This is a genomic window from Pseudomonas caricapapayae (genome assembly GCF_001400735.1).
Classification (GTDB): Bacteria; Pseudomonadota; Gammaproteobacteria; order Pseudomonadales; family Pseudomonadaceae; genus Aquipseudomonas; species Aquipseudomonas caricapapayae.
This window is the reverse complement of record NZ_LJPW01000035.1, coordinates 41,596-62,960: the sequence shown is the minus strand read 5'-3', so window position 1 is coordinate 62,960 and position 21,365 is coordinate 41,596. Positions and strand designations below refer to the sequence as shown.

Genomic DNA, 21,365 nt, shown 5'->3' with positions numbered 1-21,365 from the left:
CAGGCGGAGCGGCCCTAGTAATTCTGCCAGCTGGTCGCAAGCAGAGCGTCAGCCCAGACTCGCTGCCATAGGGTTACCTCAAAGGAGTAACACCATGGCTTCGTCTGGGCAATCCGTGCTCTGCGTCTATCGCTACGATCCATTGGACCGCCTGGCCGACTGCTCACCTGTGGGGGAGGGCAGCATTGGCCTTTTTTATCAGAAGAGTCATCTGGCTACGCAGATTCAAGAGCAGATACAGCACACCCTTTTGCGCATAGGCGAGCATCTTTTGGCGCAACGACGTAAGGAACACAACCAGAGCGCATGTGTTTTTCTGATTACGGATCAACAGCAGTCTGTGATTGCGGCGCAGGGTTTGGCATTTGCGTATACGCCTTACGGCCATCGTCATCCTTCTGCAGGGCCGATGAACCTGCCGGGTTTTACCGGCCAGCGGGTTGATCCGGTGACGGGACACTATTTGCTGGGCAATGGTTATCGGGCATTCAATCCCGTGTTGATGAGGTTCAATAGCCCGGACAGTCTGAGTCCGTTTGGTGAGGGTGGGGTGAATGCGTATGCGTATGCGTATTGTGAGGGTGATCCGGTTAATCGGGTTGATCCGAGTGGGCATGTGCCACGTTTTCTGAAAGGCGCATTGCGGGCGCTGGGTTTAATGAGGAAAGCAGCATCCCATCCTCAGAAGTCTGATCAGGCTTTAAAGTTTCTGTATTTGACCAGTCCTCGATCATCAGTACGCGGCATTGATGTATACGACAGGCCGATAAGCGGCGGAAAATTAGAGTTGGTAGTTAATGGCCATGGCTATAACCCATCGAAGTATGGAGGCCCAAGAGTTTTGATGGGGCAAAGCCCCACGTCACCCACAATGCTTGATTTTACGCTTAGACGACAGGGTTTGGAATTCGAGAGATATGAATATGCCCGCCTTGTTATATGTCACTCTGCGACGGGCGGTTCTAACTCGTTTGCCGCTGAGTTTTCTAAACTATCAGGCCTGTCTGTAAAGGCTTATCGTGGGGGAGTTGCTGGTCATGGTCCTACCGAGATTCGCAGGTATGTAAACCAGAAAAGCGAATCGGTTTTTAGACTGGGGATTTATAAAAAGAATGTATTTGAGCCTGGCAGTAATTTGAATATGGGTTTTTCGTATGATCCAGTTTGGATTACATCTTTTTAACGAATCGGCAGGTACTGATTTTTTTTGGAAGGGCGGTGCTAACCGCCCAGTTTTAATTTTACGCTCCACCAAACAACCCATGCGGATCAATCACAAATTTCTTCGGCACGCCCGAATCAAACTCCCCATACCCCCGCGGTGCATCATCCAGGCTGATCACCTCGACACCCACCACGTCGGCGATCTTGATGCGGTCCCACATGATGGCCTGCATCAACTGACGGTTGTATTTCATGACCGGGGTCTGGCCGGTGTGGAAGCTGTGGGATTTGGCCCAGCCCAGGCCGAAGCGAATGCTCAGGCTGCCCATTTTTGCAGCAGCGTCCACGGCACCCGGATCTTCGGTGACGTACAGTCCGGGGATACCGATTTTACCTGCGACCCTTACCACCCCCATCAATGAGTTGAGGACGGTCGCGGGTGCCTCCGATTGCGCACCGGCATGGCCGTGACCGCGAGCTTCGAAGCCTACGGCGTCGATGGCGCAATCCACTTCAGGTTCGCCTAGCAGGGCGGCGATCTGTTCGTGCAGCGGCGTGTCCTGAGACAGGTCGGCAATTTCGAAGCCTTGAGCCTTTGCGTGAACCAGGCGTGTCGGGTTGACGTCGCCGACGATCACCACGGCAGCGCCCAGCAAGCGCGCTGACGCCGCCGCAGCAAGGCCGACCGGGCCAGCGCCTGCAACGTAAACGGTGCTGCCAGGACCAACCCCGGCGGTGACTGCTCCGTGGTAGCCAGTGGGCAGGATGTCGGAAAGGCAGGTCAGGTCACGGATTTTTTCCATCGACGCGTCGCGCTCCGGCAGTTTGAGCAGGTTGAAATCAGCGTACGGCACCAGCACGTACTCAGCCTGCCCGCCAACCCAGTCACCCATGTCGACGTAACCATAGGCACCACCGGCGCGCGCCGGATTGACCGTCAGGCAGACGCCGGTGTTCTGCTCCTTGCAGCTGCGGCAACGACCGCACGCCACGTTGAACGGCACGGAGACCAGATCGCCGACTTTGAGATGCTCAACGTCGCGACCGGCTTCCAGCACTTCGCCGGTTATTTCATGACCCAGCACCAGCCCGGTCTGCGCCGTGGTACGACCGCGCACCATATGCTGGTCGGAACCACAGATATTGGTGGAAACCACGCGCAGGATCACGCCGTGCTCGATGCGCTTGCCGCGTGGGTCTTCCATTTTGGGGAAGGGAATGGATTGCACTTCGACCTTGCCAGCGCCGAGATACACAACACCGCGATTACCAGACATACATGTCACCTCGCTTTTATTGTTTTGGAGCAGATTTCGAGCAAAAAAACAGTTGCAAGCTTGCAGCTACAGAACCACCGTCCTGTTGGCGTTGAGGAACACTCGCCGTTCAATGTGATAGCCCACTGCACGGGCCAGCGTGAGTCCTTCGATGTCTCGACCCTTGGCAATCAGGTCTTCGGGATAGTGGCTGTGATCGACCACTTCCACGCCCTGAGCAATGATCGGACCTTCGTCCAGATCGTTGTTGATGTAATGCGCGGTGGCACCGACCAGTTTCACACCTTTGTTGTAGGCCTGGTGGTAAGGCTTGGCACCTTTGAAACCCGGCAGCAACGAGTGGTGGATATTGATCGCCTTGCCATCGAGCTTGCGGCACAGATCAGGTGACAGGACCTGCATGTAACGGGCAAGAATCACCAGTTCCGCGCCGGACTCTTCAATGACGCGCCAGACCATTGCTTCCTGTGCCGGCTTGTCGTTCGGGTCGAGAGGGAAATGGTAGTACGGAATTCCGTGCCAGCCAGCCAACGGTTCAAGATCAGGGTGATTGGACACCACCGCGACGACGTCCATGGACAGTTGATTGATACGCTGGCGATAGAGCAGGTCATTCAGGCAATGATCGGCTTTGGAGACCATGATCACCACTTTTGGCCGGTAGTTGGGCGCCGTGAGCTCGAAGATCATGCCGAACGCTTCGCCTCTTTCACTTAGCCCGGCGCGGAATGCCTGTTCGTCGAAAGCGTCCGGTTGGCGAAATTCCACGCGAATAAAAAAACGCCCCGACAGGCGATCGTCGAAGGAGTGGTGTTCTGTCACATAGCAACCCTGCTCGAACAGAAAGCGGGTCACTGCATCCACCGTGCCCAGCACGCTTGGGCAGTCGGCGGTCAAAATCCATGTGTCGGGCGCGCGGCTCATTGAATCAATGCTCCTGAATGTTCGTTATCCACAGATCCGGCTGACTCTCGTGCCAATGCTGCGCGTTATACACAAAACTTGTGGGAGCGTACCGGGCGACGCTCCCACAGGAGTCTCCCACAGAGTCTTCATTGAGACTGACACTGCGGTCTCCCGGGCTTTTCACGCCTGAATGCTCAGCCCGTACTCGGCACTCGCATCCTGTAGCCAAAGCCACCAGTAATCCGAGAAGCTACGGCGGACCAGCAGTTCCCAGGTCTCTTCACCGGTCCGGCGGATCACCAGTTGCGACTTGGCAAACACGGTGCCGACTGCCTTGCCCACCGGAAAGTTATCCGGATGCACGTCGTAACTGGTCGATTTCATCAGCACCCGGCGCACGTCAGGCCCGCTCAGTTCAAGAATCGACTGGCCGCCGCTGACGTTGACAATGGAGATATGCAGCCCGCCCAGTGCCTCGCGCAGTTGCTGTTCTGCCGCAAACTCTTCACCGCCCGGCACGATCAGCAGCCACTCATCCGGGCCAAGCCATTGCAGCGAGCGCTCGCCGCTGGTGACCAGCATCAGCGCGGCGGGCAACTCCATGCCCAGCGCCTTGTGCACGCCGGCAGCGAACGCCGGATCATGCGCGTCGCCGCGAATCGTCAAGTGCCCCAGCAGCTTTTTCTCGCGCAGGAGAACACCCGGGCTGGCGCGACCCTTGCCGACCAGACTGTCGAGGTTTGCATGGAACAGTGGCGACTCGGCTTTGACATCGAGGGTCGGGTACTGCTGGTAAACGTTCGCTGTGGTCATGAGTCACCTGCCTTGAATTCTGTGTGCTGCTGATCGGCGCACCGCGCGTTACTCGACATTCTGGCGCTCGCCCTTTGGATCGAAGAACACCGAAGAAACGATCTCGGCTTCGATCACGCTGCCGTCTGCAAGCGGCGCAAACACACGCTCACCGAGACGCTTCAGGCCGCCTTTGACCACACCCATCGCGAACGAATAGCCCAGCGAGTTGTGCGCGTAGCTCGAGGTCACGTGGCCAACCATGCTCATCGGGATCGCCTGTTGGGTATCGAACACCAGTTGCGCACCTTCCGGCAGCCATTTGGCTGGGTCTACGGGCTTGAGGCCGACCAGTTGCTTGCGCTGCTCACGTACGCAGTCTTCACGATTCATGCCGCGCCAGCCGATCCAGGAAAACGGCTTGGTCCGGCCGACACACCAGCCCATGTTCAGGTCGTCAGGGGTCATCGAGCCGTCGGTGTCCTGACCGACAATGATGAAACCCTTTTCGGCACGCAGGACGTGCATGGTTTCGGTACCGTAAGGCGTCAGGTTGTACTGCTTGCCTGCTTCGGCGATCTTTTCCAGTACGCCCATGGCGTAATTGGCCTGAATGTTGACCTCGTAGGACAGCTCGCCGGTAAACGAGATACGGAACACGCGTGCTGGCACCCCTGCGACCAGGCCTTCTTTCCAGGTCATGAACGGGAACGCCTCACGGCCCAGATCGATGTCGGTAACTTCGCTCAGCAATTTCCGACTGTTGGGGCCTGATAACGTCAGAGTCGCCCAGTGATCGGTCACTGACGTGAAATACACCTTCAGGTCCGGCCATTCGGTCTGCTGGTAGATTTCCAGCCATTGCAGGACGCGTGCAGCGCCGCCTGTGGTGGTGGTCATCAGAAAGTGGTTGTCGGCCAGACAGGCTGTTACACCGTCATCGAAGACCATGCCGTCTTCCTTGCACATCAGGCCATAGCGCGCCTTGCCCACATCCAGTTTGGTCCAGGCATTGGTGTAGATACGGTTGAGGAACTCGCGGGCATCCGGGCCTTGAATGTCGATCTTGCCAAGCGTCGATGCGTCCAGCAGACCCACGCTGTCACGTACGGCCTTGCATTCACGAGCGACTGCTGCGGGCAGGTCTTCACCGTTTTTCGGAAAGTACCAAGGGCGTTTCCACTGTCCGACATCCTCGAATTCGGCACCGTTTTTGACATGCCAGGCGTGCAGTGCAGTGAAACGCACCGGTTCGAAGATGTGCTTGCAATGACGTCCGGCGATTGCGCCGAAGGTCACCGGTGTGTAGTTGGGCCGAAACATGGTGGTGCCCATTTCCGGGATCGACACGTTCAGCGAACGGGCGGCGATGGCCAGGCCGTTGACGTTGCCCAGCTTGCCTTGGTCGGTGCCGAAACCCAGTGCGGTGTAGCGCTTCACGTGCTCGACCGACTCGAAGCCTTCGCGGGTTGCGAGCTCGATGGCGGCAGCGGTCACGTCGTTCTGCAGATCGACGAATTGCTTGGGAGCCCGTGCGGTGCCTTTTTCATGCGGCACCTGGAACAGCGCCAGCGTCGGCTCCTCGGTACGCACAAGCGCTTTGGGCATTACGCCTTCGACAACCTTGAAGCCCGCTTCGCTGGCAGCGCGCACGCCTCCTTCGAAACCATCGGCCAAGCTGTCAGCCAGGTTGTAGACACCGTTGACGCCGCCCACGCACACGCGTTTCTGTGGTGCTTCGCCCGGTACGAAACCCAGGATGTCTTCACGCCATACAGGCTTGCCGCCCAGGTGTGAGGCCAGATGCACAATCGGGCTGTAGCCACCGGAGCTGGCAATCAGATCGCATTCAAGCCATTCGCCAGGACTGGTCACGGCATGCGCCTTGACGTCGATGGCCGCGACACGGGCAGCACTCACGCGCTTGCTGCCACGGGCTTCGATCACTGCACTGCCGGTCAGGATGCGAATGCCTTTGGCCCGCGCCTCCTCCACCAGCGGACCGCGAGGGTTGTGCCGCGCATCGGCAATCGCGACCACTTGCAGGCTGGCGTCGAGCCAGTCCAGAGCGACGCGGTAGGCGTGGTCGTTATTGGTGGAAAGCACCAGTTTCTTGCCGGGCGCTACGCCGTAACGGCGAACATAGGTTGAAATGGCACCGGCCAGCATGTTGCCCGGCACGTCGTTGTTGCCATAAACCAGCGGCCGCTCGTGAGTACCTGCGGCCAGTACCACACGTTTGGCGCGCACGCGGTGCATGCGCTGGCGAACCATGCCGATGGGCGCACGATCACCGAGGTGGTCGGTCAGGCGTTCGTGAATGGTCAGGAAATTATGATCGTGATAGCCGTTGACCGTGGCACGGGGCAGCAGTGTCACGTTGCGCAGGCTTTTCAGTTCGGCCACCACCGTGGTCACCCACTCGGCAGCAGGCTTGCCGTCCAGGCTTTCACGACTGTCCAGCAGGCTGCCGCCGAACTCTTCCTGTTCATCGGCAATGATCACTCTGGCACCGCTGCGGCCTGCTGCCAGTGCGGCTGCCAGACCTGCAGGGCCTGCGCCGACGATCAGTACGTCACAGTGCTGGTTCATCGCGTCGTAGCTGTCCGGATCGTTCTCTGTCGGCGAGCGCCCCAGGCCTGCGGCCTTGCGGATGTACTTTTCGTAAGTCATCCAGAACGATTGCGGGTACATGAAGGTTTTATAGTAGAAACCCGGTGGCATCAGCTTGCCGCCGACTTTGCCCAGAATACCCATGACGTCGGTGTTGACGCTTGGCCAGCCATTGGTGCTGGTCGCCACCAGTCCCGGGTAGAGTGCCTGTTGAGTCGCACGTACGTTGGGGATTTGCGTCGCTTCGGTCGCGCCTATCTGCAGCACTGCATTGGGCTCTTCCGAACCCGCCGCGAAGATGCCGCGCGGGCGAGAGTATTTGAAGCTGCGCCCGATGATATCGACGCCGTTGGCCAGCAAGGCGGAGGCCAGCGAGTCGCCCTCAAAGCCCTGGTAGGTCTGGCCGTTGAAGGTGAAGTTGAGCACCTTGCTGCGATTGATGCGGCCGCCGTTGGGCAGGCGATGGGTCTGGCTCATACCATGTCTCCCCGGTCCGTGAACTGCGGCTTGGTACCAATCGGATAGGTTTCGAGAATCTCGTAGGTCACGGTATTGCGTGTCATGTTGAAGTACTGGCGGCAACCAGCGGCGTGTATCCACAGCTCGTGGTGCAGGCCGCGCGGGTTATCGCGGAAAAACATGTAATCGCCCCATTGCTCGTCGGTGCAGGCGGAAGGGTCCAGCGGACGCGGAATGTGCGCCTGGCCGGATGGATGGAATTCCTCTTCGGAGCGCAGTTCGCCACAGTGAGGACAGAAGATATGCAGCATGGTCGGGTTCTCCTGTTAGTGGGCTACGGCTGCAGCGCCGTGTTCGTCGATGAGCGCGCCGTTGTGGAAACGGTCGATGGAGAATGGCTTGGCAAGCGGGTGCATTTCACCCTTGGCCAGGCTGGCCGCAAACACGTTGCCCGAGCCCGGCGTGGCCTTGAAGCCGCCTGTGCCCCAGCCGCAGTTGAAGAACATGTTCGGCACCGGTGTTTTGGAAATGATCGGGCAGGCGTCCGGCGTGGTGTCGACGATGCCTCCCCACTGGCGGTTCATGCGCACGCGGGAAAGCACCGGAAACATTTCTACGATGGCCTGGATGGTGTGCTCGATCACCGGGTATGAGCCGCGCTGGCCGTAACCGACCCAGCTGTCGATACCGGCACCGATCACCAGGTCACCCTTGTCCGACTGGCTGATGTAGCCGTGTACGGCATTGGACATGATGACGCTGTCGATAATCGGCTTGATCGGTTCGGAGACCAGCGCCTGCAACGGGTGCGACTCGATCGGCAGACGGAAGCCTGCGAGTTTTGCCATGTGCCCGGAGTTGCCGGCGGTCACTACGCCGACACGTTTTGCACCAATGAAACCCTTGTTGGTTTCGACGCCGATGCACACGCCGTTTTCCTTGCGAAAGCCGATGACTTCCGTCTGCTGGATCAGGTCTACGCCCAGCGCATCAGCGGCACGCGCAAAACCCCAGGCCACCGCATCGTGACGAGCGACACCACCCCGGCGCTGGACCGTTGCGCCGATGATGGGGTAACGGGTGTTCTTCGAGCAGTCCAGATACGGGATTTCCTCCGCGACCTGTTTGCCGTTGAGCAATTCGCCATCCACGCCGTTCAGACGGTTGGCGCTGACCCGGCGTTCGGAGTCACGCATGTCCTGCAAGGTATGGCACAGGTTGTAGACGCCGCGCTGGGAAAACATGACGTTGTAGTTCAGGTCCTGTGACAGGCCTTCCCACAGCTTCATTGCGTGTTCATAAAGGTGGGCCGACTCGTCCCACAGGTAATTGGAGCGCACGATGGTGGTGTTGCGCGCAGTGTTGCCGCCGCCCAGCCAGCCTTTCTCGACCACGGCCACATTGGTGATGCCGTGCTCCTTGGCCAGATAGTAGGCCGTCGCCAGGCCGTGTCCGCCGCCGCCGACGATGACCACGTCATAGACCTTCTTCGGGGTCGGCGTGCGCCACATGCGCTGCCAGTTTTCGTGATGGCTGAGGGAATGCTTGAGAAGGCCGAAGCCTGAGTAATGCTGCATGTAAGGCTACTCCTGACTCAGCGATAAACCGGGAAATCGGCGCACAGGGTTGCGACCTGACTGGCGACGTTGGCCTCGACATCGGCGTCGCCGAGATTATCGAGAATGTCGCAGATCCAGCCTGCCAGTTCGACGCACTGGGTCACCTTGAAGCCGCGGGTAGTGACGGCCGGGGTGCCGATACGCAGGCCCGAGGTTACGAAGGGCGACTGCGGGTCATTGGGCACCGAGTTCTTGTTGACGGTGATGTGCGCACGGCCCAGTGCTGCGTCGGCGTCCTTGCCGGTCAGGCCCTGACGGATCAGGCTGACCAGAAACAGATGGTTGTCGGTGCCGCCGGAGACCACATCGAAGCCACGGTCGATAAATACCTGGGCCATGGCCTGAGCGTTGTCGATGACTTGCTGTTGATAGGCTTTGAAACCCGGCTCCATTGCTTCCTTGAAACATACGGCCTTGGCGGCGATGACGTGCATCAGCGGGCCGCCCTGACCGCCGGGGAACACAGCGGAATTGAATTTCTTCTCCAGCTCTTCATTCGCTTTGGCGAGGATCAGCCCGCCACGTGGGCCGCGCAGGGTCTTGTGGGTGGTGGTTGTGACCACGTCTGCATAAGGCACCGGATTCGGGTAGAGACCGGCGGCAACCAGACCGGCGACGTGCGCCATGTCGACAAACAGGTAGGCCCCCACCTTGTCGGCGATTTCACGGAAGCGCGGGAAATCCAGGGTCTTCGAGTAGGCCGAGAAGCCGGCAATGATCATTTTCGGCTGGCATTCGACGGCGATGCGTTCGACTTCATCGTAATCGATCAGCCCGTTTGCGGTGTCGATGCCGTACTGCACGGCGTTGTAGAGTTTGCCCGAGAAACTGACCTTGGCACCGTGGGTCAGGTGACCACCGTGGGCCAGGCTCATGCCCAGTACGGTGTCTCCCGCCTGGAGCAGGGCCAGATAGACCGCCGCATTGGCCTGGCTGCCGGAGTGCGGCTGGACGTTGGCATAGTCGGCACCAAACAACTGTTTTGCGCGTTCGATGGCCAGTTGTTCGACCTTGTCGACGTGCTCGCAGCCGCCGTAATAGCGCTTGCCGGGATAGCCTTCGGCATACTTGTTGGTCAGGCCGCTGCCTTGGGCCTGCATCACGCGTTTGCTGGTGTAATTCTCCGAGGCGATCAGCTCGATATGGTCTTCCTGACGCTGCTCCTCGGCGTTCATCGCCGACAACAGTGCGTCGTCATAACCCTGAATCTGGTCTTGCTTGCTGAACATCGCGGATCTCCCAGCGGCGGCGCGGCGCCTGACTTGTCGTTAGGGCCGAACAGAGCCCTCTGAGAGCGATGGTAGGGCCGGACCGAAGACGCCAAATGCCTATGGACGCCACACAAAGGTGCGTTTACGACATGGGGGACGGGGGAGCAGAAATAGCGAAAGAAGAGTGGCGCAATGACCAGGCCACAAACGAAAAAGCCCGCTCCCGTCTGGTGTCAGTCCAGAGCAGGGGAGCGGGCTTGCCGGTTTCAGGCGTTAACCTTCAGGCCTCAGCCGTGGTTTTTGCCCAGCAGGGCGTGATACAGCTCGGTGTCACCGAGAATGCCCACCACTTTATTGCCGTCCTGCAAAACCAGCTTGTTGCCGGTCTGGTAGCGGATCTGCAATGCGTCGCGCATGCCGATGTTGGAGTGCACAAGAGTGGGGCGTCTTTCCAGGGTGCCGACGTCCTGACCGGGGGCCCAGTTCTGCAGATCAAGTGGCGTGGCACCTTGCCGTGCACCTTTGATCACATTGCCCTCGGCCAGATCGAGCCACGAATCGCCGCTCGGGTCCAGGCATACCGATCCGTTGAGGTGTGTGCACTCATCGACCGTGCGCATCAGGCTGCGACCGCACAGCACATTCAGTGGATTGGTATGCGCAACGAAGGTCCGGACGTATTCGTCTGCCGGGTTGAGAACGATCTGCTCCGGCACGCTGTACTGAACAATGCGGCCGTCCTTCATGATCGCGATCCGGCTGCCGAGCTTGAGCGCTTCATCCAGATCGTGGCTGACGAAGACGATGGTCTTGCTCAGCTTGCTTTGCAGGGCGAGCAGTTCATCCTGCAAACCCTGGCGGATGAGTGGGTCGAGCGCCGAAAACGGTTCGTCCATCAGCAGAATGTCGGCGTCCATTGCCAGCGCACGGGCCAGCCCCACTCGCTGCTGCATGCCGCCAGACAGCTCGTCCGGCTTCTTGTTGCGCCACTGGGTCAGGCCCACCAGTTCGAGCTTTTCATCCACCAGCTTGCGTCGTTCCTTTTCGGGACGACCCTGCATCTCCAGGCCAAAGCTGATGTTCTCGCGCACTGTCAGCCAGGGCATCAGGGCGAATTTCTGAAAGACCATGGCAATGCGTTTGGTACGCATCATTTTCAGCTCGGCGGCGCTGCAGTTGGCAATGTTGATCTGCGAGCCTTCATGCTCGACGAACAACGAGCCGCGGCTGACGGTATTGAGGCCGTTGATACAACGCAACAGGCTGGATTTTCCGGAGCCAGACAGCCCCATCAGGACGCAGATTTCGCCTTTCTCGATGTCCAGGCTGGCGTTCTCGACGCCGACGATCTGTCCTGTCTTCTTGAGGATCTGGTCACGCGTGAGGCCTTCGTCCAGCAATTTCAGGGCTTCACGCGGGTCCTTGGCGAAGATGACGTCTACCTTGTCGAATTTGATGATGCTCATGCGTCGGACCCTACCTTGGCTTCAGGTTGTTTGCAGATACGGTCGAGCATGATTGCCAGCAATACGATTGCCAGACCGGCTTCGAAGCCGAGCGCGATATCGGCCGTGTTGAGTGCATTGACCACCGGTTTGCCCAGGCCGTCGGCACCGACCAGCGCGGCAATCACGACCATCGACAACGACAGCATGATGCACTGGGTAATCCCGGCGGCAATGCTGGGCATTGCGTAGGGCAGTTCGATGCGCGTCAGCAACTGGCGGCGCGACGAGCCGAAGGCCTTGCCGGCATCCAGCAGTTCGTGAGGCACATCGCGGATGCCCAGATACGTCAGGCGAATCGGTGCCGCAATGGCGAAAACCACTGTCGAGATCAGACCGGGCACCACACCCAGGCCGAACAGCGTAAGGGTCGGAATCAGATAGACGAACGTGGGAACGGTCTGCATCAGGTCCAGCAGCGGCCGGATGATGGTGTAGAACAGCGGCTTGTGCGCGGCAATGATGCCCAGCGGCACGCCGATGACGACACATACCAGCGTGGCGAAGAGCACCTGCGCCAGGGTTTCCATGGTCTCCTGCCAGTAATGCAGGTTGAGGATCAGCAGAAACGAAAGGATGACGAAAACCGTCAGGCCCCACTTGCGCTGGATGAAATGCGCGAGGGCGGCGATAAGGCCGATCAATACCAGCGGGTTGAACCAGGTCAGCGCGAAGGTGAACCCGTGGATCATCATTTCCAGTGTCGAGGCAATCGCGTCGAAGTAGTCGGCACCGTTTGCCGTCAACCAGTCGACGAATGAGGCGATGTACTCGCCCAGAGGGATTTTTTGATCAGTCAGCATGATATCGGGTGTCCGCTTGCGGGAGGTGAAGAGGGCAGCAGGCGGGCCAGGCCCGCCTGCTGTCGGCTTACTGGGTCAGCTTGGCCCGGGCTGCCTCCAGGCCTGGCTTGCCATCAACTGTGGTCACGCCTGCGAGCCAGGTGTCGAGCACTTGCGGGTTCTTCTTGATCCACGCCTTGGCGGCGGCATCAGGCTTCATCTTGTCGTCCAGCACATTGCCCATCAGGGTGCTTTCCATGTCCAGTGTGAAGGACAGGTTCTTGAGCAACTGGCCTACGTTGCCGCATTCCTGACTGTAGCCTTTGCGAGTATTGGTGTAGATAGTCGCCTGACCATAGTTGGGGCCGAAGAAGTCATCACCGCCGGTAAGATATTTCATCTTGAAACGGGTGTTCATCGGGTGCGGTTCCCAACCCAGGAACACGACATCGTTTTTGCGTTTCACGGCGCGATCGACCTGCGACAGCATGGCCGCTTCGCTGGATTCGACGACCTTGAAGCCTGCGTCTTTCAGGCCGAAAGCGTTCTTGTCGATCATGCTCTGGATCAGGCGATTGCCATCATTGCCGGGCTCGATGCCGTAGATCTTGCCGCCCAGTTCCTTCTTGAACCTGGCGATGTCGGCGAAGTCATGCAGACCCTTGTCGTAAAGCGCTTCCGGCACTGCCAGGGTGTACTTGGCGTTCTCCAGGTTGGCACGCACGGTTTCGACAGTGCCAGCTTCGCGATACGGCTTGATGTCGTTTTCCATGGTCGGCATCCAGTTGCCGAGGAAAACGTCCATGTTCTTGCCGTCCGCCAGCGACTTGTAGGTCACCGGTACGGAAATCATGGTGGTCTTGGTCTTGTAGCCCAGTGACTCGAGTACAGCGCTGGTGACCGCAGTGGTGACGGTGATGTCAGTCCAGCCTACATCGGAGAAGTTGACCGTATGACAGGCCTCTGGCTCGGCTGCCTGAGCGAGCACCGGCATACAGAGCGTGGCGGCCAACAGCAACGATTTGGAACCTTTCATGGGTGGACTCCTGTGAAGTTTTTTCTAGTCATCAGCAGGTGAGCGCTGACGCGGCTTATGGTTGGCGAGGCTTTTCGCGAAGCTCCATCACTGCGCCGGGCGATCGAGTCGGAACCGATCATGTAACAGGGAAAATCAAACGCCTACAGGGGGCGTCGTATCCAGTGCAGGCGGCGTCGTATCCAGTGTGCGCAAGGTCGCTTACAGATTCGTTGCATCGTACGCACGCCCGGTTGCAGTGTCGGAACTACTGAAAAACGGCCAGTACGTTACACAGTCGCTGCGCAGTTCGGCAGCGGTCGGTTGGCAGGTCGGTGCCTGCGCGAACGCGGTCTTTTGGAGGGGGGTAACGCCGACAAGTTCATTATCGGGTCGGATCTGGCAGTGGTTACGCGAGGTCGGGTGCCATTTCTGGTGGCTGCGCGTTTTTCGATCACGCTTCCTTCCAGCCGCCACTTTTTAGCGCGAACGCCTGCCCTCGGCCGGGTTTCCTTGGCATGTGCCTTGAGTAGCACTCGGCGTGCGAGGACCCCCTGGTCGTTTCCGTCGAGTGCTACCGAACTGCTCATCGAACTGCCCATGCTGCGGCCTCGCCGTCGCAAACAGGTACGTGGGTCGCAGCCGGTTAGACGCTTCGCGACGTCGTTTTCAGGTGTTCTTGAATGAGCGATCAAATTCCGGCATGGGATTTGCGACTGCATCACAAAGCCCTGCAATGACGAGGGCTATAAGAAGAGCCTGTCCTGGGGCCAACCATTGCCATATGTGAGGAGATAGTGTGATGACATCGTTCAATCAAGGGACTCAACCCCAGAACCGCGCGCCACAGTCCATCGGCTTTCTGCTGCTGGATAACTTCACCCTGATCTCCCTCGCATCGGCGGTAGAACCTCTTCGCATGGCCAACCAGTTATCGGGCCGCGAGCTGTATCGCTGGACCACGCTGAGCGTGGATGGCGGTCAGGTCTGGGCCAGCGACGGTCTGCAGATCACGCCGGATGCTGCGATGCACAAAGCCCCGGCACTCGATACCGTAATTGTTTGCGGTGGCGTCGGCATTCAGCGCACCGTGACGCGAGAGCATGTGAGCTGGCTGCAGGGCCAGGCGCGTCAGTCCCGTCGTCTGGGCGCAGTGTGCACCGGCAGTTGGGCGCTGGCGTGCGCCGGTTTGCTGGATGGTTTCGATTGCAGTGTGCATTGGGAATGTCTGGCGGCGATGCAGGAAGCGTTTCCACGTGTATCCATGAGCACCCGGCTGTTCACGCTGGACCGCAATCGTTTCACCAGCTCTGGCGGCACCGCGCCACTGGACATGATGCTGCACCTTATCAGTCGCGATCATGGCCGTGAGTTGTCGGCAGCCATTTCCGAAATGTTCGTCTACGAGCGCATTCGCAACGAACAGGATCATCAGCGCGTGCCGCTCAAGCACATGCTCGGCACCAATCAGCCGAAGCTGCAGGAAATCGTGGCACTCATGGAGGCCAATCTCGAAGAGCCGATCGACCTTGATGAGCTGGCAGTTTACGTTGCCGTCTCACGCAGGCAACTGGAGCGGCTGTTCCAGAAATACCTGCACTGCTCGCCGTCGCGCTACTACCTGAAACTGCGTTTGATCCGCGCCCGTCAACTGCTCAAGCAGACACCGATGTCGATCATCGAAGTGGCGTCGGTGTGCGGCTTCGTGTCGACGCCGCACTTTTCCAAGTGCTATCGCGAGTACTTCGGCATTCCGCCGCGTGACGAGCGCGTCGGCTCCAACACCGCCCAACAGGTTGCCATGATGCCAATCCCGCAGGCGCTGGTGCTTGCCCCGTTGTCCGGGCCTATGTCGGCACTGAGTCAGGCGCGTAACGAGTCTACGTTTGCGAGTGTGAGGCTTTAGTCGCCCTACGCCACAAGAGGACGCAGAGCGTCCAGAAAGGCATGCGGCGCGGAGCGCCGCACGATAGGGGTCATACAACTCTGGCGTGGTAATGCTGGTTGCGGCGCTCTGCGTCGCAAGAGGACGCAGAGCGTCCAGAAAGGCATGCGACGCGGAGCGCCGGCACGCTAGTTGAGTTTTCGCGTGTTTAAAGCGCGAAGCGCGACACCATGCTGTTGAGGTCCACGGCCAGGCGTGAAAGTTCGGTGCTGGCCGCGCTGGTCTGATTGGCACCGTTGGTGGATTGCGCCGACAGGTCGCGAATGTTCACCAGGTTACGGTCCACTTCGCGGGCGACTTGCGCCTGTTCCTCGGCGGCGCTGGCGATGACCAGGTTACGTTCGTTGATCTCTTCGACAGCGCTATTGATGGTATTCAGTGCCAGGCCCGCGCCTTTGGCGATATTCAGGGTCGATTCCGCACGTTCGGTGCTGTTGCGCATCGAGCCGACCGCCTGTTCGGTACCGCTCTGAATGCTGCTGATCATGCGCTCGATTTCGCTGGTCGATTGCTGGGTGCGGTGTGCCAGGGCGCGTACTTCATCGGCAACCACCGCAAACCCACGCCCGGCCTCACCGGCGCGTGCCGCTTCAATGGCCGCGTTGAGTGCCAGCAGATTGGTCTGATCGGCCAGGCCACGAATCACGTCGAGCACCTTGCCGATATCACGCGACTCATTGGCCAGGCTGATGATCAGTTCGGCAGTGCCTTTCACATCGCCGCTCATACGCTCGATAGCGCTGACAGTTTCCTGAACCAGATCGCGGCCGTCGCCAGCAGACGTCGCTGCATTGCGAGACGCTTGCGACGTGCTCACTGCGTTGCGGGCAACTTCTTCCACGGCGCTGGTCATTTCGTTGACCGCGGTGGCAGCCTGTTCGATTTCGTTATTCTGCTGCACCAGCCCGCGTGCGCTTTCGTCGGTAACGGCATTCAGCTCTTCAGCAGCAGAAGCCAGTTGTGTCGCAGATCCGGAAATACCCTGCAGGGTATCGCGCAGCTTGTTCTGCATGGTTTTCATGGCCAGCAGCAAACGACCGGCCTCATCGGTGCCGTCGACCTCGATGGGCCGGGTCAGGTTGCCTTGTGCGATGGTTTCCGCTGCATGCAGAGCTGTGGCAATCGGTGTGGTAATACTCTTGATCAGCATCCAGGCAAACACGATGGTCAGCAGGGTGGCAGCGATCAACAGTCCGATGACCAGATTGAATGCCGAGTCGTACTCGCTGGACGCGTCCTTCTTCACCTGATTCAACTGAGCCGTATTGAACTCAACCAGTTTGCTGAGCACAACATTCATCTGGTCGGAGTTGCTGAGCATCTCGTTGTTGAGCAAGCCCTGCAATTCATCGATTTTGTTGGCGCGGGTCAGCGTCTTCAGGCGCTCTTCGAGCTGGCGATACTGTCCCAGCAGTTGCACATACTGGTTGTACAGGTTTCGCTCATCGGGATCGCTGATGAGCTTCTCGTAAATCGTCTGGGCGTCACTGATCTGCTTGTTGCGCATTGCCATCAGCTCGATGGTCTTCTGCTGGGTTTCCGGATCCCGGTTGACGAGCAGCCGGTAAGACAACACCCGCAAACGAATACTCACTTCAGCGAATCGGTCGAGGCTCTTGATGCTCGGCACATTGTTGTCGGCCAGCACTTCGGTAGCGCTACGGATCTTGCTCATTTGTGACAGCGCAAAGATACCCAGAATCAGCATGAGTGTGCCGATCGTGGCAAATCCAAGAAACGCTCGAGGCGCTATGTTCATATTTCGCAGGGACATAGAAAGTTTCCAGGGTCAGGTACGCGATCCATGCGATTTAAAGACGGGGATAAAGCCGTGAATGGGGGGCCTATCGGTCATGCGACTAAAGTCTTGAGGCGGTAGGCACTTAAAACGCGTGACTTAATGATGACGGTCTTTCAGCAAGGGCCAGGCAATCTGCGCAAACCATTGAAAAGACTGGACGACGGCTTTTTTCGGATGGCAGTTTGCCCAGCAGCTGTGCGCATTTGTCGCAGTTCCGGGCTGTCTGACGAACAGCAGGAACCGGATTCCGAATACGTAGTCACAAGCCCCCTACGCGTTTACGTTATCGACATGTCAATGTGATGACAGATTAGTATCAAAGCCTGAGCGCTGGCATGCGCAGCGACTTTTCTTTATCGTACGCGCCCGTTGAAATTTGCTCGAGAAATCAAAATGTTGGAAGCCTCCCTTAGCCAATTGGAACAACTTGTCGGTGACCTGGTACAGCAGAACCAGACCCTTCAGGACACAAATGCGCAGCTCGGTGCCGAGCTGGCAAAAGCCAAGGACGAGAACGAGAACTTGCAACTGAGTCTGATGGAGCAGGAAGAGAAGCAGGGCAGCACTGCTGCGCGCATCCAGGCACTGGTTGACCGCGCGACCAGCGCAAGTGCTGTTGGCGCATGAACGTCGATGGCAGCGGTGTAACCGTTCTCACCATTCTGGGTAATGAGTACTCGGTCAAGGCCCCGGCTGGCGAAGACCTGACTCTCATGAAGGCCGCAGCGATGCTCAATGCGTCGCTGGCTGACACAAAGCGCAAATACCCCACGTTGATCGGTGACCGTCTGCTGGTCCTGGCCGCGCTGAACCTCTGTTCACAACAGATCGAGCTTGAGCAATTGCATAAGGTCGAGCTCAAGCGTTACCGCGAGCAGGTTGATGCGACGGTGGATGTGATCAGCAAGACCATTTCCCAGAACTGAGCGCAGTTCGCAGTCAAAACGAATGCGATTGTTTGCGTCTGCGCCATTGCCCAAGGCGCTCCTCCAGTAGCCGCGGGCTGTCGATCTGCTGGCGGCGGGCATGGCTGAACAGGATCAGCGCCAGTTCTGCGGTGACCAGTGCATCGGCACTGGCGTTGTGACGTTCTTCGGCATGCAGGCCAAAAAAACACGTCCAGTCGTCCAGCCCGGCATGGCGCAGGTTGGCGTGTTCGCACAGCATCGGGGCGATTTCGGCGGCGTCGAAGAACGGATGCTGCAAGCGATAGCCCAGGCTTTCTTTGAGTGCGCGTGACAGCATGTGCTGATCGAATGGCGCATGAAAGCCAAGAATCGGGCTATCGCCGACAAACTCCATGAAGTCCAGCAACGCTTCGGCCGGTTCGCTGCCTGCGGCAATCGCGCTGGGTGCCAGCCCATGAATCAGAACGGCCGGGCTGACCTTGTGGTCGACGCGCAACAGTGTGCGCTCGAACTGCTGGCCCAGATCGATGGCGCCGTCTTCAATCACCACCGCGCCGATAGACAACACCTGATCCCGGTTCATGTTCAGGCCACTGGTTTCAAGGTCCAGCACGACCCAGCGCTGTTGACGCAACGGCTTGTCGCTGAGGCTCGCGCAGACCGGCAACCTCTTGAGCCGATCCAGTTGATGCACGTGCAAGGGTGTTTTTTTGGGGCGTGGCTTGAGCCATTCGAACAGGTTCATAGCTGGTAACGCAGAGTCAGGCTGGTTTGCAGTCGCTGCGCCTGGCGAAACGATTCGCGCAGAATGCGCCGGTCCAGGTGGTTGAGTGTGTCCGGATCGATGCGGTTCGAGTAAGGAAGATTCTGGCGGCTCTGCAGCTGGTGTTGCTGCATACGGGTCTGCTGAATGAAGTGATATGCCTCCTCGTACGCTGCGCCATCCAGCGGGTCGATCACTTCACGTTCGACCAGCTGGCGCAGGCGCTCCTGGGTGTTGTTGACCCCGACGCCATTGGCCAGTGCCAGCAGGCGCGCGCCGTCGACAAAGGGCGTCAGGCCTTCGGTCTTGAGGTCCAGGGTATCTTTTTCACTGCCTTTGCGGGCCAGTACGAAGTCCTTGAAACGACCCACCGGTGGACGCTGGCGCAGCGCATTTTCGGCCATCATGCGCTGAAACAGCTTGTTGTCTGCCACCTGGTCAAGAATGCCGCGGCGCAGTTGCTCGCCGCCGCTTTCGTCCCCCCAGACCACGCGCAGATCGAAATAAATACTCGATGCCAGCAGGTTTTCCGGGGTCGCCTCGCGGATAAAGGCTGCGAAGCGCTGTGACCATTCCAGCCGGGACAGGCACAGGTCGGGGTTGCCGGCCATGATGTTGCCTTTGCACAGAGTAAAACCGCACTGCGCCAGGCTCTGATTGATGCGTTCGGCAATCGGCAGCAATAAGGTGCGGATCTGCTCTGCCTCTGCGGCATCGCGGGCTTCAAACAGGATGCCGTTGTCCTGATCGGTATGCAGTGTCTGTTCGCGACGGCCTTCACTGCCAAAGCACAGCCAGCTGAATGCAATGCCAGGGTCGCCTTTCTCGGCAAGCGTCAGCTCGATCACCCTGCATACGGTGTGGTCGTTGAGCAGGGTGATGATCTGCGTTATCTGTGTCGAAGAGGCACCGTGGGCGAGCATGCGGTCGACCAGTTGGACAATATCGCCCCGCAAGCCTGCGAGCGCTTCGATGCGTGGCGCATTGCGGATGGTTCGCGCCAGATGCACCAGATCGACCCGCTGCAAGGAAAACAGATCGCGCTCCGACACCACGCCGCACAATCGCCCGTCTCTGACCAGGCACACGTGGGCGATATGCCGTCCGGTCATGGCGATGGCTGCGTCGAACGCGCTGGCGTCCGGGCTCAGATGGAAGGGCGACAGGCTCATGGTGTGCCTGACCGGTGCGCTGAAATCGGCATTCACATCGGCAACCGCCTCACGCAGGTCGCGCAGGGTAAAAATCCCCAGTGGAGCCTGCCGCTCATCGACAATCACGATGCTGCCGACCTGCTGCTCATGCATCAGTTTCACCGCGTCGCGCATGGGGGTTTCAGGACTGCACATCACTGGATGACGCATGGCCAGTTCACCCAGCCGGGTGTTCAGGGAATACTGCGTGCCCAGGGTTTCTGCGGCACGTTGCTGGACCTGTTGATTGACTTGATCCAGCAGGCTGCTGACACCGCGCAGGGCAAAATCGCGAAAGGTTGTGGAGAGCGCGAACAACTTGATGAATGCCTGTTTGTTGAGTTGCAGGCAAAAGGTGTCTTCGCCAGCCAGATGCTCGGTGCGAGTGGCACGTTCGCCGAGCAGGGCGGCCAGCGGAAAACACTCGCCGGTGGTGATTTCAAATGTCGTTTCTGTGCCGCCTTTGGCAGAATGCGGGCGTTCACCGACGATTCGACCCTGCTTGACGATGTAAAAATGCTCCACCGGGCCATCGCCAGGCTTGATGATGCTTTCATCTGCCGCGTAGAACCGGAGCTGACATTGCTCGACAAGGTACGCCAGATGAGCGTTTTCCATCTGGTTGAACGGCGGGAATTTTTGCAGAAACTGCATGGTGCCGTGTATGTTCTGTAGCACGGCTGTCTTGCCTGCCTGGGTAAAAGCATCTGCCTTGCTCATGGCCTGTTCCGCGTTCTTGTTATTGGTGCTCATGGTCGGCCGCTTGCAGCCAGGTGCCCATTGGACGTAAGTCTTACGCATGAACCAGGTGACGGGGCCATGCCTGCCAGGGTGTAACTGATTTGACGAGCGCAATGGACTGCGAGCGAATACCGGCCAGGATGCCGACGAAATGCATCGCAGATTGACCCGTATCTGCGGTCGGATTAGTTCAGGGAATGATGAGACTGCAATGATTGACCACGATATTCTGAGCGATGACGAGCGCGATGCCCTCCATGAGGTCATGATCACGCCCGCCCGCGATGCACCGCAACGGGTCCTGATCGTCGATGACGACAGCGACGCGCGTGAGTTGCTGGCTGAAATTCTCAGCCTCAATGACATCAGCTGCATGACTGCACCCGGTGGTGACAGCGCACTCGCAATGATCCAGACGCGTCAGTCCATCGGACTGCTGATTACCGACCTGCGAATGGCTCCTTTCGACGGGCTGGATCTGATCCGCAAGGTCCGCGAATCAGATCGCGCCGAACTGCCGATCATTATCGTGTCCGGCGACGCCAATGTGCGCGACGCCATCGATGCCATGCACCTGAACGTGGTGGACTTCCTGCTCAAACCGCTTAATACCAAGCAGTTGGTAAAACTGGTGAAGCGAGAGCTGGGGATTGGTTGAAGCGCCACCGCCC

Annotated in this window: 18 protein-coding genes and 1 pseudogene; 5 read left to right on the top strand and 14 right to left on the bottom strand. The window is 58.8% G+C overall.

Annotated elements, in window-relative coordinates; translation table 11 throughout:
• Nucleotides 1-94 precede the first annotated feature (94 nt).
• Nucleotides 95-1,183, top strand: coding sequence for an RHS repeat-associated core domain-containing protein (locus ALO80_RS31890; RefSeq protein WP_235812444.1), 1,089 nt, complete (start codon nucleotides 95-97; stop codon nucleotides 1,181-1,183).
• 58 nt (nucleotides 1,184-1,241) lie between these two features.
• Here the strand turns inward: ALO80_RS31890 and fdhA are convergent, their stop codons facing one another.
• The 10 genes from fdhA to ALO80_RS04270 form a co-directional block, all read right to left on the bottom strand.
• Nucleotides 1,242-2,441 (bottom strand): formaldehyde dehydrogenase, glutathione-independent, encoded by a 1,200-nt coding sequence (gene fdhA, locus ALO80_RS04315; protein ID WP_055008064.1) that lies wholly within the window; start codon nucleotides 2,439-2,441, stop codon nucleotides 1,242-1,244.
• Between the two features lie 66 nt (nucleotides 2,442-2,507).
• Complete coding sequence (gene purU / locus ALO80_RS04310) at nucleotides 2,508-3,365, bottom strand: formyltetrahydrofolate deformylase (protein WP_055008063.1); 858 nt, start codon at nucleotides 3,363-3,365, stop codon at nucleotides 2,508-2,510.
• Between the two features lie 162 nt (nucleotides 3,366-3,527).
• Entirely contained in the window at nucleotides 3,528-4,160 is a 633-nt protein-coding gene (locus ALO80_RS04305) for a sarcosine oxidase subunit gamma (RefSeq protein ID WP_055008062.1), read from the bottom strand.
• 48 nt (nucleotides 4,161-4,208) lie between these two features.
• Nucleotides 4,209-7,229 carry a sarcosine oxidase subunit alpha gene (locus ALO80_RS04300; protein WP_055008061.1) on the bottom strand — a complete coding sequence of 1,007 codons (3,021 nt, stop codon included), beginning with the start codon at nucleotides 7,227-7,229 and terminating at the stop codon, nucleotides 4,209-4,211.
• Nucleotides 7,226-7,522, bottom strand: coding sequence for a sarcosine oxidase subunit delta (locus ALO80_RS04295; protein WP_054985721.1), 297 nt, complete (start codon nucleotides 7,520-7,522; stop codon nucleotides 7,226-7,228). Before ALO80_RS04295 ends, ALO80_RS04300 begins: the two co-directional genes overlap by 4 nt.
• Nucleotides 7,523-7,537: 15 nt before the next feature.
• Nucleotides 7,538-8,788, bottom strand: a complete 1,251-nt coding sequence (locus ALO80_RS04290; RefSeq protein WP_002555602.1) for a sarcosine oxidase subunit beta family protein — start codon at nucleotides 8,786-8,788, stop codon at nucleotides 7,538-7,540.
• A 17-nt stretch (nucleotides 8,789-8,805) separates the two neighbouring features.
• On the bottom strand, nucleotides 8,806-10,059 hold the full coding sequence (gene glyA, locus ALO80_RS04285; RefSeq protein ID WP_055008060.1) for a serine hydroxymethyltransferase: 1,254 nt from the start codon (nucleotides 10,057-10,059) through the stop codon (nucleotides 8,806-8,808).
• A gap of 269 nt (nucleotides 10,060-10,328) precedes the next feature.
• Nucleotides 10,329-11,507 (bottom strand): choline ABC transporter ATP-binding protein, encoded by a 1,179-nt coding sequence (gene choV, locus ALO80_RS04280; RefSeq protein ID WP_055006002.1) that lies wholly within the window; start codon nucleotides 11,505-11,507, stop codon nucleotides 10,329-10,331.
• Complete coding sequence (gene choW, locus ALO80_RS04275; protein WP_174518942.1) at nucleotides 11,504-12,352, bottom strand: choline ABC transporter permease subunit; 849 nt, start codon at nucleotides 12,350-12,352, stop codon at nucleotides 11,504-11,506. The genes choV and choW overlap by 4 nt, the downstream gene beginning before the upstream one ends.
• Before the next feature lie 64 nt (nucleotides 12,353-12,416).
• Nucleotides 12,417-13,364 (bottom strand): choline ABC transporter substrate-binding protein, encoded by a 948-nt coding sequence (locus tag ALO80_RS04270; protein WP_054985689.1) that lies wholly within the window; start codon nucleotides 13,362-13,364, stop codon nucleotides 12,417-12,419.
• A gap of 781 nt (nucleotides 13,365-14,145) precedes the next feature.
• Between ALO80_RS04270 and gbdR the strand changes: the two genes are divergently transcribed.
• Nucleotides 14,146-15,249 (top strand): choline metabolism transcriptional regulator GbdR, encoded by a 1,104-nt coding sequence (gene gbdR / locus ALO80_RS04265; RefSeq protein ID WP_055005999.1) that lies wholly within the window; start codon nucleotides 14,146-14,148, stop codon nucleotides 15,247-15,249.
• Between the two features lie 187 nt (nucleotides 15,250-15,436).
• On the opposite strand, the gene ALO80_RS04260 is transcribed toward gbdR, so the two are convergent.
• A complete protein-coding gene (locus ALO80_RS04260) occupies nucleotides 15,437-16,567 on the bottom strand; it encodes a methyl-accepting chemotaxis protein (protein ID WP_408003273.1) in 1,131 nt (376 codons plus the stop codon).
• Nucleotides 16,568-16,996, bottom strand: a pseudogene (locus ALO80_RS32430) (MCP four helix bundle domain-containing protein); the annotation flags it as partial. It abuts the gene before it with no gap.
• A 486-nt stretch (nucleotides 16,997-17,482) separates the two neighbouring features.
• Between ALO80_RS32430 and ALO80_RS04255 the strand changes: the two are divergent.
• Nucleotides 17,483-17,716 (top strand): hypothetical protein, encoded by a 234-nt coding sequence (locus ALO80_RS04255; protein ID WP_005763699.1) that lies wholly within the window; start codon nucleotides 17,483-17,485, stop codon nucleotides 17,714-17,716.
• Nucleotides 17,713-18,015: a cell division protein ZapA gene (locus ALO80_RS04250; RefSeq protein ID WP_055008058.1), complete on the top strand. Its 303-nt coding sequence runs from the start codon at nucleotides 17,713-17,715 to the stop codon at nucleotides 18,013-18,015. Before ALO80_RS04255 ends, ALO80_RS04250 begins: the two co-directional genes overlap by 4 nt.
• Nucleotides 18,016-18,028: 13 nt before the next feature.
• On the opposite strand, the gene ALO80_RS04245 is transcribed toward ALO80_RS04250, so the two are convergent.
• On the bottom strand, nucleotides 18,029-18,742 hold the full coding sequence (locus ALO80_RS04245) for a 3'-5' exonuclease (protein ID WP_055008057.1): 714 nt from the start codon (nucleotides 18,740-18,742) through the stop codon (nucleotides 18,029-18,031).
• A complete protein-coding gene (locus tag ALO80_RS04240) occupies nucleotides 18,739-20,673 on the bottom strand; it encodes a putative nucleotidyltransferase substrate binding domain-containing protein (RefSeq protein ID WP_055008079.1) in 1,935 nt (644 codons plus the stop codon). Before ALO80_RS04240 ends, ALO80_RS04245 begins: the two co-directional genes overlap by 4 nt.
• A gap of 232 nt (nucleotides 20,674-20,905) precedes the next feature.
• On the opposite strand from ALO80_RS04240, the gene ALO80_RS04235 reads away from it, so the two are divergent.
• Nucleotides 20,906-21,352, top strand: coding sequence for a response regulator (locus tag ALO80_RS04235; protein WP_054985684.1), 447 nt, complete (start codon nucleotides 20,906-20,908; stop codon nucleotides 21,350-21,352).
• Nucleotides 21,353-21,365 lie beyond the last annotated feature (13 nt).